Annotated in this window: 13 protein-coding genes; 1 reads left to right on the forward strand and 12 read right to left on the reverse strand. The window is 70.1% G+C overall.

Translation table 11 applies throughout. The annotated features are described in order from the left end of the window. Positions 1–120 precede the first annotated feature (120 nt). The 11 genes from M446_RS06735 to pdxY form a co-directional block, all read right to left on the reverse strand. A complete protein-coding gene (locus M446_RS06735; RefSeq protein WP_012331352.1) occupies positions 121–387 on the reverse strand; it encodes a hypothetical protein in 267 nt (88 codons plus the stop codon). A gap of 66 nt (positions 388–453) precedes the next feature. After that, positions 454–1,278: an aldo/keto reductase gene (locus tag M446_RS06740; RefSeq protein WP_012331353.1), complete on the reverse strand. Its 825-nt coding sequence runs from the start codon at positions 1,276–1,278 to the stop codon at positions 454–456. A gap of 80 nt (positions 1,279–1,358) precedes the next feature. Then, positions 1,359–2,570 carry an ABC transporter substrate-binding protein gene (locus M446_RS06745; RefSeq protein ID WP_012331354.1) on the reverse strand — a complete coding sequence of 404 codons (1,212 nt, stop codon included), beginning with the start codon at positions 2,568–2,570 and terminating at the stop codon, positions 1,359–1,361. A 145-nt stretch (positions 2,571–2,715) separates the two neighbouring features. Then, the gene (locus M446_RS06750) at positions 2,716–4,110 is read right to left on the reverse strand and encodes a hypothetical protein (RefSeq protein ID WP_012331355.1); all 1,395 of its coding nucleotides are present in this window, start codon (positions 4,108–4,110) and stop codon (positions 2,716–2,718) included. Position 4,111: 1 nt separating this feature from the next. Continuing rightward, positions 4,112–5,227, reverse strand: a complete 1,116-nt coding sequence (locus M446_RS06755) for a hypothetical protein (protein ID WP_012331356.1) — start codon at positions 5,225–5,227, stop codon at positions 4,112–4,114. Positions 5,228–5,292: 65 nt separating this feature from the next. Beyond that, positions 5,293–6,492, reverse strand: coding sequence for a hypothetical protein (locus M446_RS06760; protein WP_265576552.1), 1,200 nt, complete (start codon positions 6,490–6,492; stop codon positions 5,293–5,295). 567 nt (positions 6,493–7,059) lie between these two features. Continuing rightward, positions 7,060–7,473 (reverse strand): peptide-methionine (R)-S-oxide reductase MsrB, encoded by a 414-nt coding sequence (gene msrB / locus M446_RS06765; RefSeq protein WP_012331358.1) that lies wholly within the window; start codon positions 7,471–7,473, stop codon positions 7,060–7,062. A gap of 69 nt (positions 7,474–7,542) precedes the next feature. Further along, positions 7,543–8,703, reverse strand: coding sequence for a YihY/virulence factor BrkB family protein (locus M446_RS06770; RefSeq protein WP_012331359.1), 1,161 nt, complete (start codon positions 8,701–8,703; stop codon positions 7,543–7,545). 208 nt (positions 8,704–8,911) lie between these two features. Next, positions 8,912–9,790 (reverse strand): NAD(P)-dependent oxidoreductase, encoded by an 879-nt coding sequence (locus M446_RS06775; RefSeq protein ID WP_012331360.1) that lies wholly within the window; start codon positions 9,788–9,790, stop codon positions 8,912–8,914. Between the two features lie 98 nt (positions 9,791–9,888). Continuing rightward, a complete protein-coding gene (locus M446_RS06780) occupies positions 9,889–10,326 on the reverse strand; it encodes a TerB family tellurite resistance protein (RefSeq protein ID WP_012331361.1) in 438 nt (145 codons plus the stop codon). 184 nt (positions 10,327–10,510) lie between these two features. After that, a complete protein-coding gene (gene pdxY / locus M446_RS06785) occupies positions 10,511–11,359 on the reverse strand; it encodes a pyridoxal kinase PdxY (protein WP_012331362.1) in 849 nt (282 codons plus the stop codon). A 129-nt stretch (positions 11,360–11,488) separates the two neighbouring features. On the opposite strand from pdxY, the gene M446_RS06790 reads away from it, so the two are divergent. Continuing rightward, positions 11,489–12,010 carry a DedA family protein gene (locus tag M446_RS06790; RefSeq protein WP_012331363.1) on the forward strand — a complete coding sequence of 174 codons (522 nt, stop codon included), beginning with the start codon at positions 11,489–11,491 and terminating at the stop codon, positions 12,008–12,010. A 213-nt stretch (positions 12,011–12,223) separates the two neighbouring features. Here M446_RS06790 and M446_RS06795 read toward each other — a convergent pair whose 3' ends face one another. Then, positions 12,224–13,222 carry an ABC transporter substrate-binding protein gene (locus M446_RS06795; RefSeq protein ID WP_012331364.1) on the reverse strand — a complete coding sequence of 333 codons (999 nt, stop codon included), beginning with the start codon at positions 13,220–13,222 and terminating at the stop codon, positions 12,224–12,226. Positions 13,223–13,270 lie beyond the last annotated feature (48 nt).

The raw sequence follows: 13,270 nt of genomic DNA on the forward strand, positions 1-13,270 counted from the left end.
AGGCAGCGGGGGCCATCACCTCCGGCCGCACGGGCCGCACCGCGAGGCGGGACCGAGCCGGGCCGGTCGGTCGCGGATGGCGCGCGTCCCGGATTCCGCCCCGGCCACGCGGATCCCCGCTCAGCGATCGACCCAGCGCCGCACCGCGTAGGGGAAGCAGCGCCCGTGCACGTCGGTCAGGTCGCCGTCCGAGCCGGCGCACCACACCACCTCGTCGGCGGCGGCCGGGAAGGCGGTCAGCGTCAGGCCCCGCACCACCCGCACCTCGCCCGGATCGATCTCGGCGCAGCCGACGCAGGCCTCCTCCTCGATCACCCGGTCGATGTCGGCCCCGTCGGGCAGGCAGGCGTAGAGCACGTCGGCGAAGGCGAGCGTGTAGGTGCGCATGAATCCCCTCCCGTCATCGATGCGGTGAGGGGCAGGAACGCCCCGAGGTGCCGGCCGGTTGCGGATTCAGCCGAACGTCTCCGGGTCGGGGCCGATGCGCCCGTCCGCCGCGTCGAGCGCGGCGATCGCCGCCTGGTCCTCGGGATCGAGCGCGAAGCCGAAGATGTCGGCATTCTCGCGGATGCGCGCCGGCGTCTCCGATTTCGGGATGACCGCGCTGCCGCTCTCGATGTGCCAGCGCAGGATCACCTGGGCGGGGGTGCGCCCGTGCTTCTCGGCGATGCCCCGGATCACCGGATCCGCCAGGGCCGCGCCCCGGCCGAGCGGGCTCCAGGCCTGCGTGACGATCCCGGCCCGCGCGTGGAAGTCCCGCAGCGCCCGCTGCTGGAAGCGCGGATGCAGCTCGATCTGGTTGACCGAGGGCGTCGAGCCGGTCTCGTCGATGACCCGCTTCAGCTGCGCGACCGTGAAGTTCGACACGCCGATCGAGCGCGCCCGTCCGTCCTCGCGCAGGCGCATCATCGCCCGCCAGGTCTGCACGTAGAGGTCGCGCTGCGGCAGCGGCCAGTGCACGAGGTAGAGGTCGACGTGGTCGAGGCCGAGCCGCTCCAGGGAGGCGTCGCAGGCCCGCAGCACCTCGTCGCTGCCGTGGGAATCGTTCCAGAGCTTCGTGGTGACGAAGATCTCCTCGCGCGCGAGGCCCGAGGCCGCGATGGCCCGGCCGACCCCGGCCTCGTTGCCGTAGACCGCCGCCGTGTCGATCGCCCGGTAGCCGGCCTCGAGGGCGAGGCCGACGATCTCGGGCGCCTTCTCGTCGGCGAGCTTCCAGACGCCGAAGCCGAGCTGCGGCACGCGCTTCCCGTCGTTGAGCGTCAGGGTCGGCTGCGTCATGGAAGGCTCCTCCGCGGGGGCGGTGCCGGGGCGGCACCCTCCTCGAAGTGGAGCCCGCGCGCCGTCTGTCGAGGCGGCGCCTACTTCGCGAGCGGGCAGCCGCCCTCGCTCATGGGCCGGAAGGCCTTGTCGCCCGGCACCGTCGCGAGGAGCTTGTAGTAGTCGTACGGCCCCTTCGACTCGGCGGGGGTCTTGACCTCGAACAGGAAGAGGTCGTGGACCGCCCGCCCGTCCTGCCGGATCGTGACCGGGCCGAAGAGCGGGTCGTCGATCGGCGTCTCGCGCAGGGCCGCCAGCACCTTCTCGCCCTCGACGGTGGCGGCGGCGCGCACGCCGCGCAGGTAGGCCAGCGTCGCCGAGTAGACCCCGGCGTGGTTCTCGGTCGGCATGCGGCCGTTCATGCGCTCGGCGAAGCGCTTGGCGAAGGCGCGGGTGCCGTCCGTGCGGTCCCAGTAGAAGGCGCTGGCGAATTGCAGGCCCTGGGCCGCCTTGAGGCCGAGCGCGTGGACGTCCGAGATCTGGATGAACAGGGCCGCAACCCGCATGTCGGGCATCAGGCCGAATTCCGCCGCCTGCTTGACCACGTTGATCATGTCGGCGCCGGTATTGGCGAGCGCCAGCACCTGTGCGCCCGAGCCCTGGGCGGCCAGCAGCGGCGAGGCGAAGTCGCCGGCATTGAGCGGGTGCTTGGTCGAGCCCTTGACGCTGCCGCCCATGCCCTTGAGGGCCGCCGTGGCGTCGCGCTCCAGCGCTTGGCCGAGGGCGTAATCGACCGTGAGGAAGTACCAGGACTTGAAGCCGCGCTCGGCGATGGCGCGCGCGGTGGCGGAGCCCTGCGCCCAGGTGTCGGAGACCCACTGCACGGTGGTCGGCGCGCAGGCCTTGCCGGTGAGGTCGGAGGTCATCGCGCTCGACGCCAGGGCGACGCGGTGGCGCTCGCGCATCAGGTTGGCGACGGCGAGCGCCACGGCGGAGTTCGGCAGGTCGACGATGGTCGAGACGCTCTCCTGGTCGAGCCACTTGCGGGCGATGGCAAGGCCGATATCGGGCTTGTTCTGGTGGTCGGCCGAGACGACCTCGACCCTGATGTCGGGGGTCTCCTTGGCGAAATCCTCGGCCGCGAGCTGGGCGGCGACGACCGAGCCGGTGCCGGCCTGATCCGCGAAGGGGCCGCTCATGTCGCTGAGCACGCCGACCTTCACGGGGGGAACCGCCTCCTGCGCGGCGGCCGAGACGGAGAGCAGGGCTGCGAAACCGGCCGCGAGGACCTGGCGCAACGAACGGGGCGACATCGCGAAACTCCAGAGGCGGAACCGCGCGGGGCGGTGGTGCACCGTATGTCAGGATGGCGGGGCCGAGTCGATGGATGCGCGCGGTCGCGCGCCGATCCGGCCACCCCGCGCCGGGCCCGCGCGCCGGGGCGGCCCGCCGGCGCCGCTACGGGCTCCCTCTCCGGGTCGGCTCGGCGTTCGGCACCTTCGCCGGCTCGTCCGCGGCGCGTGGCTTCAGCCGGTCGACCAGTTCCCGCACCCTGAAATCCCCGACAGGCTGCAGAGCGGCGATGATCTCATTGAAATTTCCGCGAAGATTGTGCTTCGCGACAAGGTTCTTCGGGAGGTCGTTGCTGGCGATCAGGCCCTGCAAGGTCAGAAGCGATTTCTCGAGCGCGCCCACCACCGCACCGAAATCCTGCTGTGCCGGCGCGGCTTCCGTGCGGGAATCCGGCAGGTCCTGGCGGTCGCGCGGCGCGTCGGGAGGACCGAATTGCCGGGCGGCCGGATCCGCGCTCGATCGCAGGGGAGGGCTCCCCGAGGCCGGCCGGCCGGGGGAGGAGGTGAGGGCCGGCGGAGGCGACGACGCGATCCCCCACCACGACACGGCGCCCAGGCCGATCGCGCTCGCGCCCGCGAGGGCGAGCAGGCCGGCCTGATTGCGCCGGGTGGCGAGCCGCAGCGCGGCGTCGAGCGCGTCGATCCGCCTCTCCACGGCGCCGAACTGACGCTGCCAGGCCTGCTGCACCTCCGCGAGGCCGCTCGGCGCACGCCCGGCCTCCGCGCGCGGCGAGGGCAGGGCCTGCGGCGGGGGCAGCCTGGCGAGGTCCGGCGACGGGGCGGACGGGCTTCGCCAGCCGGACCAGATCGAGCCGCGCTCGCGCTCCTCGCCGGCGGCCCCGCGGGCGCGCGCGTCGAGGCGCGGTCCCGGTGCCCGGACGCCGCGCATGGCGGCGGCGTCGCGCGCGATCAGGACCTTGGCGTAGGGCTCGAAGAGGCCGTCCCGCTGGGCCCGCGTCAGCGCGTCGGGCAGCGCCGCGGAATCCGCCTCCCGCGAGAGGTCGATGACGGCGGGCGTGCCCAGGAGGGTGAAGGAGAGCCCCTGCCGTGGCCGGTTGCTCCGCTGCGCCCGCTCGGCGTCGTGGAGCTTGGAGACGTCGCCCTCGAGATCCTCCAGGCGCAACGCGCCCGTGTCCCTGATCAGCCCCGAGGACAGCAGGGACTCGATCCTGCCGATGATCGCTTCCAGCAGCGCGACCGCCTCGCCGCCGTCCAGGTGCGTCCCGAACAGCCAGAGGCCGCAGCCGAAATACCCGCCGGAACGCCCGACGACGCCCTGCGGCAGCGGCTTGTAGCAACCGATCCAGGTGGCCTCGATCTCCGGGTTGCGCCGGGCGACGACATAGTACCCGGCCGTGTCGTGACGCATGATCGCGTCGTCGTTCGACAGGACCATGATCGCCTGAAGCGCGTCGACGTGGTGGCTGACCTCACCTTTCACGTCGATGTAATGCGCCGAGAAGCCCCCGATCGTGTCGAACACCGCCACGGCAGCCAGCATGTCAGCGCTCTCGGAACAGCTTCGAGAAGACCGAGAGGATCATCACCCTCGTCAGCGTCTCGTAGGGCCCGGCCTCCTCGACCGGGCTCGGGACGACGTCCGCGTACAGGATCTCCCGCGCGCCGCCGCCATGCGGCAGAGCGGCCGTCGCGTTGCCGTAGAGCCAGTTCCACAGCGTCCGATTGAATCTCCTGAACACCGGCGCGTAGATCGGACTGTGGGTGATGCGCCGATCCGGCTGCACCCAGGCCGCGCTGTACGGCATCAGCGCCTTGGAATGCGCGGGAAACCCGGTCATCGCGGCGAATTTCGGCCAAGCGACCCGCCATCTCGCGATCCTGTCGAGCACGGTCGACGCCGTCGCGTCCGAGAAGCCGCTGCCGTTCACGCCCGGAGGGCAGCACGCGTCCCACTTCGAGATCAGGAGGAGCAGGTTGTCGCGGTTCTTGTTGCCCCGCAGCCGGTCGACCTGATGCATGGCGTTGCTCAGGCACTCGTGCGAGCTCGCGGCCGATTCCCCATCCGGCCCCGCGACCGTCGGAGCGACGAAGATGAGCGACATGCCGAGTTCGTAGTGCTGCAGGATCTCCTTGAGGAGGTTCCTGAATGGCAGGAAGGGCGGCATCCGCGAGGCGTCGGCGGCCTGGCCGGCCGCCGGTTTCTGCTGCTCGAACCATTCTCCCATGCCCTCCAGGAAGGCGAACTTCACAGTTCGTCTTTCGTGAACGATGTTGACCGGGATGAAGTACGGCGTTTCTCTCTGCGTCCGCGGCGCCGCGTAGCCTCGCCCGAAGGCCGCCACCTGGTTCTCGAAGAAGGCGCGCGCCGCCTCCTCGATGGGCGCGAAGTACCCGTGCCGACGCGGCCAGATCGGCGCCCTGAGCTGGACATCGACGACGGCGTCATCTGACGATTTGATATAGTCGATCAGCGAGAGAAGCATCATGGTTTTCCCGGATGAATTCGTACCGAAAATCATGACCGGGTGAATGTCGTTGTTTCTCAGATGACTCATGATCTCGCGAGCCAGCAGAGGCGACTCGAAATCCGCGTGCTCGATGTCGTCGTCGTCGAAAGCCTGATCGCTGGAGAAATTGTGCCCGTTCGCATCGTTCATAATGCTGAGCCCCACTTTCCTTGACGTCTCGCCTTCCGGGACGAGGGCCGGCTCCGGTCGTCGCCTCAGCCCAACTCGATGGGAGACCAGATGTAGGTGACGCCGCTTTCCCGGAGCGTGCGGTCCCTGTTCAGGCGCCGCCGCCTCGCCTCGCGCTCCCGATCCACCCGCACCGCGTTGACGACCAGGAACACCGCCAGGAAATCGATCGCGAATGGAACCATGATGTAGATGTAAGTCGTCGGCCTGTTCGATCGTTCGATCAAAACGTTAACGAGCTGCACCAGGGAGGTGACGGACTCGTAGGCATTGTTTGCGAGATAGCTTTTCAACTTGAATTTCTCAAGATTTGAAAAACCCGACAATTTGTTGTAAAGCTTGATGTACTCGGCATTCGCCTGAGTGATGGTCGGGACGATCGCTTCGAAGAGAGTTTGGTCAAAAAGGAAATTGTTAACGCCAATCAGCGCTTTCTCCTTCTCGTTGAGCCGCGCGACCTCCTGGTCGACGGTCAGCCTGATCTCGCGGCTCAGGGATGCCCTCTCGGCCATCTGTCGCGAGGGCTGCGCGAGGTACTCGCCGAGGGCCTTGTCGATCATGCTGCCGTAGGCCCTCGCCACCGCCTCGACCGTCGCGCGATCCTTGCAGTCGAGACCCCGTCCGGTTCCGGTGAGGATCTCGACGCCGGGCAGGACGGCCTTGATCCCGTCGATGGCCCTGCGCGCGCCCGGCCCGATCCCGCACGCGACGGGGTTCCTGATCTCGGTGTCGAGGTTCTTCGCGAGGCTTCTCACCCGCGAGGCGAGGGCGTCGACCTCGGGGCGTGCCAGGATCGTCGCCGATTCCGCCTGGATCCGAAGCAGGGCCTCCCGCGTGGTCGCGATGCTCTCGCGCAGGATCGTCGGCCCTTCCAGCAGGAGCATGCAGGCGGCCAACACCCCGTACCCGCTCGTGAGGACGAGGATCAGGAGGGACCCGCCCTTCAGGAGCCGTCGCCGCCACGGGCTCGCCCCGGAGACCTCGACCAGGGCGCGCCCCGCGATCACCAAGAAGCCGTAGATCAGCAACGCGACGACGGCGACGATCCCTCTGATCTGCCAGACCCCCCAATCCGGGTAGGAGGTTTTGAAGCTGAAATAATAGCCCTGACCAACATAAAACATGAATGCGACGATCAACGGCGGAAACAAGAAATAGATCACTATCTTCCAAAAATGGAAAAATGGCGACATTGCTATCTCCGCAGATTCGAAGGCAGCATACATGTTAATGGAACCTTAACAAGTGATTTCTTGAAGAATTTTCGACGACATCAATCGGACGACGCCTCGGCGCGCCACATCATCTCGTGCGTATTTGATGAACTTCGGTTCGAGCAATCATGGCCACCCGCGGCCGCATCGATCATGCCGCAGAGACATCGACAGGATGTCGACGGCCCACTTATGCTGAAGGATTTCTAAGTTGAGCGTCGCTTCCGGCCCGGGCGCAGGCCGGTCCTCGTGGTTTTGCGGCATTGTCCGCCGCGCTCATCCGCATGTTTCCGCGAGGGCGCCGCGAAGCCCTCGCGCCCGCGGGCTTCCTTCCGCGGGAGGGAAGCCGTTCGGACCGCCCGGATTCAGCCCGCCCCCGCGCCGGGCCGCATCCGGCGCATCGTCAGGGGCGGGGCGCCCCGTCCGACATCCGGCCGATCATCCGGCGCCCGGGCCGCGCGCCGGGAGACCGGATCATACCAAATCCGCTTGATCCCTTCGGGATGGCGGATTTGGGCTTCGCTCAGGCGCCGCGCAGGCTCGCGATCCAGGATCCGCTTCGATCAAGCGGATCCCGTCTCACTCCTTCGGCTCGAAGCTCAGCGCGGCGCCGTTCATGCAGAAGCGCAGGCCGGTCGGGGCCGGGCCGTCCTCGAAGACGTGGCCGAGATGGCCCTTGCAGCGCTGGCAATGCACCTCGGTGCGGGTCATGAAGAAGGAGCGGTCGACCTGCGTCTCCACCGCGCCCTCGATCGGCGCGAAGAAGCTCGGCCAGCCGGAGCCCGATTCGTACTTGGTGTCGCTCTCGAAGAGCGGCTGGCCGCAGCCGGCGCACTGGAAGGTGCCGGCCCGCTTCTCGTGGTTGAGGGGACTGGTGCCCGCCCGCTCGGTGCCGTGGCCGCGCATCACCCGGTACTGCTCCGGCGTCAGGCGCTGGCGCCACTCCTCCTCGCTGAGAGCCGCCTCGTCGCGCACCCCGTCGACCACGCCCATCGGTTCCTCCCTCGGCCGTCCCGTCATCCGGCCCCTAGATAGGGGCCGGCGCGGGGCGCGGGGAGGGCGTCACGCCGGCGCGCCCACCGTGTCGGCCATGCGGGCGCGGCGGGTGCCGAGCGGGGCGGGCGCGCCCTCGGTCGTGTCGCGGATCGTCTGGTGCTCCAGTTCGGCGTTGATCTCGCCGCCGAGCAGCACGATCGTCGCCGAGATCCAGATCCAGGTCATGAAGCCGACGGCGGCCCCGAGCGACCCGTACGTCTCGTTGTAGCTGCCGAAATGGGCGACGTACCAGGAGAAGGCGATCGAGCCGATGATCCAGACCACTCCGGCGATCAGGCTGCCGGGCGTCACCCAGCGCCATTGCGGCTTGTCCCGGCTCGGGCCGTAGCGGTAGAGCACCGCCAGCGCCAGGAGCAGCACCGCGAGCAGGATCGGCCAGCGCAGCAGCGCGATGTACCACGCCTTCGGGCTGATCGAGATGCCGAACGTCCCCACGAAGTTCAGGATCACCGGCAGCACCACGATCCCGGTCAGGGCGAACACCACGAAGAGCAGGCCGCCCAGGGTGAAGGCCAGCGATTGCAGGTTCAGCCGGATGAAGCTGCGCTTCTCCTCCTCCTCGTAGACGATGTTGAGCGCGTCGAAGATCGCCTTGACGCCCGCATTCGCGCTCCAGAGCGAGATCGCGAGGCTGGTGAAGAAGGTGAGTCCGAGGGTAGTGCCGCCCTTGGCGGTGATGCGCTTGACCTGGTCGCCGATGATGTCGAGGGCCCCCGAGGGCAGCACGCCCTGCAGCAGCGACAGGTGGTCGTTGATCGTCGCCGGATCGGTGAACAGGCCGTAGAGGGAGACCAGCGCCGCGATGGCCGGGAATATCGCCAGCAGCGTGTAGAAGGTCACGCCCGCCGCGACCGACAGCACCCGGTCCTTCTGGAATTCGACGTAGACCCGGTAGAGAATGTCCTTCCAGCCCTTGGCCGGGATCTCGGTCGGGGTCTCGGCGTGGCGGCCGCGATCCGGCTCGGTGTCGGCCACCCGCTGGGCGGGGCGGCCCGAATAGGATTTCGCGCCCGGGCCGAGATGCCGGGTCGGGTCGGAGGGCTCGGCGATGTCGGGCGCGCGCCGGGCCGTCACGAGGCGCACCAGCGCGAGGCCGAGGAAGACGGTCCAGAGGGTCGAGGTCACGCCGCCGGGCGAGGCGGGACCGGGTTCGGGATTCGGCGTCATCGGGCGACCGTTCGCGAGCAGAAACCCGCCGGGGCGGGCAGTTCCGTCACAACGTGACGCCGCGGCCGGGTGTTCCGCCACGCCTCGGGGTGAGCTTGGATCATCGCGCGCTCTACGCGCGATTCATTGGCCGCCCGCCGCCGCTCCACTTGCGGGCCCGGACGGTGCGCCTCGCGGCGTTCCCCCGCCCGTCAGGTGACCCTGCCCGTCACTTGACCCTGCCGCTGCGCCGGGCGGCCACGCGGGCGAGGGCGGCGAGGTCCTTGTCGCCGTCGCCGTGCGCGATCGCCTCGATCAGCCCGTCGCGCAGGAGGCTCGCGAGCGGCATCGGCACGCGCGCGGCCTCCCCGGCGGCGAGGGCGAGGCGGATGTCCTTGGCGCCCAGCGACAGGCCGAAGCCCGGCGGCTCGTAGCGGCCCGCCGCGATCGAGGCGCCGTAACCCTTGTAGACCGGGCTCGCGAAGATCGTGTTCGTCATCAGGTCGAGGAGGTCGGCGCCCGGCACCCCGTGGGCCTCCACCAGCGCCGCCGCCTCGCCCATCGCCGCGACCGCATTGACGAGGAGGAAGTTGCCGGCGAGCTTGACCGCGTTGGCGCGGGCCGGCTCCGTCCCGAAGGGCCACGTCCTCGCCCCCATCGCGTCGAGCAGCGGTTGCGCGCGGGCGATCGCCTCCTCCGGCCCCGCCGCCACGATGGTGAGCTTGCCCGCCTCCGCCACGTCCGGCCGGCCGAAGACCGGGGCGGACAGGTAGGCGACCCCCGCCCGCGCGTGCAGGGCGGCGAGGTCGCGGGCGAGCGCGACCGAGATCGTGCTCATGCCGACGTGGATGGCGGGCCGCTGGCCCTGGTCGAGCACGCCACCCTCGACGATGACGCTGCGCAGGGCCGCGTCGTCGGCCAGCATGGTGACGGCGACGTCGCCCCGGAACGCCTCGGCCGGGCTCTCCACCGGCTCGGCGCCCGCCTCGCGCAGCGAGGTCGCGGCCTCGCGGGTGCGGTTCCAGACCCGGACCCGGTGCCCGGCCCGGACGAGGTTGAGCGCCATCGGCCGGCCCATCCGGCCGAGCCCGAGAAATCCCACATCCATGGCCGGCGGCTCCCGCATCGCCGGGGCTCGCGCGGCCCCGGCCCGCCTCCACCTATGGCGCGGGCCCGCCCCGCCCAGAGGAGCGGCGAGGGAGCGGCTCAGGCGGAGAGGAGCGCCGCCTTGTCGACGCCGAGCGCCTCGGCGACCTCGTCCAGCACCTTGTGCTCCAGTTCGCTGATCCCGCCCTGATCGGCGACGTCGGCGGCGATCAGGAAGACGTCCTGGCGCTGGTCGAGGGGCCGGTCGGCGATGGCCGAGAGGAAGCGCAGGTTCTCGATCCGGCCGGCCCGGCTCTTCGCGCGGGCGATCGCCTCGTGCAGTTCCTGCTCCAGCTTCAGGACGCCGTAGGATTTCTGCAGGATCGGGTTGGCGGCGAGATTCGTGAGGGCGGTCTCGATCTCCTCCTCGTCGATCTCCCGGTCGGCCAGGATGACGTTGGCCGCGCCCGAAGCCGCCGCGTGCAGGAAGGCGGTATCGCCCGCATACGACATGACCACCCGGCCGATCCGGGTGAAAGCATCCTGAAACAGCCCCATCGTCTCATCCTCGGCGCGGCCATCGGCGGCGCGGGTCAACCCGCTTGTTCGCCAGCCTGCGCGAATCGATGCACAGCCTTGCGCGTACAGGCAAGCACATCCGCACCACAGCGGCGTGCCGAACGCACGCGCATCGCCGCGATGCCAGTGTGCATCGCCGCGATGCGGGCGCGCATCGCCGCGATCACACCGCCTCGACCGGGAAGACCCGGCTCGGCGCCACGAACTCGTCCTGCGCGGCCACGGTCAGGATCTCGCGCGCGCCCTCCTCGGCGGTGCGCCGCAGGAGGCCGAAGACCGAGGCCGCCATGGCGCCGAGCGCCTCGGCCGCCGAGCCGGAGCGGGCGTAGTGGACGAAGAACAGGGCGGCGCTCGCGTCCCCGGCCCCGTTGACCGAGATGGCGAGCTTCGGGGTGCGCAGGCGCCAGACCTCCCCGGCCTCGCCGGCCAGCAGGTCGATCGAATCCTCGGGCGTCTCGGCGGTGTGCAGCGAGGTGACGAGGACGACCCGCGGGCCGCGCGCCTGCACGGCCGCCACCGCGCGCTTGGCCTCGGCCAGGGTGCGGCTCGGCAGGCCCGAGAGGTGATCGAGTTCGAACTGGTTCGGCGTGACGATGTCGGCGGCCGGCACCGCGTGGTCGCGCATGAAGTCGGGCACGCCCGGGCGCACGAAGACGCCGCGGCCGACATCGCCAATCACCGGGTCGCAGCAATAGAGCGCTCTCGGATTGGCGGCCCGCACCCGCGCCACGGCCCCGAGGATCGCCTCGCCGATCTCGGCCGAGCCCATGTAGCCGGAGAGCACCCCGTCGCAGGCGCCGAGCACCCCGCGCTCGGCGATGCCCTCGACGAGCTCGCCGATCGAGGGCCCGTCGTAGACCCGGCCCCGCCACGCCCCGTAGCCGGTGTGGTTGGAGAACTGCACCGTGTGGATCGGCCAGACCTCGACCCCGAGCCGCTGCATCGGGAAGACCGCCGAGGCGTTGCCGACATGCCCGTAGGCGACGTGGGACTGGATCGACAGGATGTTCATGCAGGACCCTCGGGCCTCGAACCCCGGTGGTAGCCCGCCGCTCGGGGCGGCTCAACACGCGCGATCGCCCCGGATTGCATTCCGGCGGGGAAGCCCCACCATCGCCCCGGGCAGAGACGGTCAAGGTTCATGGATTTCGAGACGATCCGCATCGCCACGCTCGACTTCGTGCGCGCGCACCATGCCTGGGCGCCGCTCATCGCCGGCCTCGTCGCCTTCTGCGAGTCGCTCGCGGTGCTCTCGCTGCTGGTGCCCGCCACCGTGATCCTGCTCGGCATGGGGGCCCTGCTCGGGGCGGGCGGCATCCCGTTCCTGCCGGTGATGGTCGGGGCCGGGATCGGGGCGATCCTGGGCGATTGGGCCTCCTACGAGTTCGGCCGCTACTACAAGGAGGGGGCGAAGCGGATCTGGCCGCTCACCCGCTATCCCGAGATGATGGAGACGGGCGAGACCTTCTGCCGGCGCTGGGGCGCCTGGGGAATCTTCCTCGGCCGCTTCGTCGGGCCGGCGCGGGCGGTGGTGCCGCTCATCGCCGGGATCTTCGTGGTCGGGCGCATCCCGTTCCAGATCGCCAACGTCACCTCGGGCTTCGTCTGGGCCTTCGTCTGGCTCGCGCCGGGGGCGGGGCTGTTCGGCTGGATGGAGGGGTGAGGGGCAGGCCGATCCCCCGGCTCCCCCGAAACCGCCTTGCGCGAGGCAGGCCTGCTTCGCCGCCGAACCGGTGATCCGGGATCCGCTCGATCGAAGCCGATCCCGTATCCCAAGCCCGTGCGGCGCCTGAGCGACGCCGCCATCCGCATGGCCGACATGGGAGATGGCGACGCCATCAACCGGATGGCGGATGACCCCTCCGGCGAAGGACGCTCAGCCCATCGCCTTGCGGATGAAGCGGTCCTCCAGCGTCGCCGCGAGGTCGATCTTGGCGCCCTGCAGCTCCGGATCGAGGGTGCGCACGAGGTCGAGCACGCTCGCCATGCCTTCCTGCGAGGGGATGCCGGTGCGGGAATAGCTCTCGAGCGAGTTCTTCACCGCCTGCACGTAGAGCGGCCGGTCGCCGAAATGGTAGGCGGGCGGCACCGTGTCGGCGACCTCCTCGGGAGTGGCGGCGGCGAGCCACTTCAGCGATTTCGCGAAGGCGTTGACCACCTTCTGGGTCGCGGCGGCGTGGCGCTCGATCCACTCCTGCTTGGTGTAGACCACCGCCGCCGGGTTCGGCCCGCCGAACAGCGCCCGGGTCCCGGCCTCCGTGCGGGTGTCGATCATCACGGCGATGTCGCCGTCCGCCTCCAGCTTGGCGATGACCGGGTCGAGGTGGGAGATCGCGTCGATCTCGCCCTTCTTCATCGCCGCGATGGCGCCCGCCCCGCCGCCGACGCCGATGAGCGGCGCGTCCGTGGCCTTCAGCCCCGCCTTGATCATCGCGTACTGCACCGCGAGCGCCGTCGAGGAGCCGGGCGCCGTCACGCCGATCTTGCGGCCCTTGAGATCGCCCGGGCCCCGCACCGTCCCGGCGAGGTCCTTGCGCACCGCGATCACGATCGCCGGGTAGCGGCCGAGTTCGCACACCGCCCGCACGTCCTGTCCCTTGGCCTGCATGCGGATCGTGTGCTCGTAGGCCCCCGTCACCACGTCGACCGAGCCGCCGATCAGCGCCTGGAGCGAGCGGGCGCCGCCGCCGAAATCGTTGATCTCGGCCTCCACCCCCTCCTCGACGAAGTAGCCCTTCTTCTCCGCGATGGTGAGCGGCAGGTAGTACAGGAGCGGCTTGCCGCCGACGCCGATGCGGACCTTGACGGTCTCGGCGCGGGCGGGCGCGGCGAGGCCGAGCGCGGTGGCGCCGGCCAGGAAGCTGCGGCGGTCCATGAGATGTCCTCCGGTGAGATCAGGCCCGAGCATCATGCGCCGAAGAGG

Origin of the sequence: Methylobacterium sp. 4-46, assembly GCF_000019365.1 — a bacterium.
Taxonomy (GTDB): Bacteria; Pseudomonadota; Alphaproteobacteria; order Rhizobiales; family Beijerinckiaceae; genus Methylobacterium.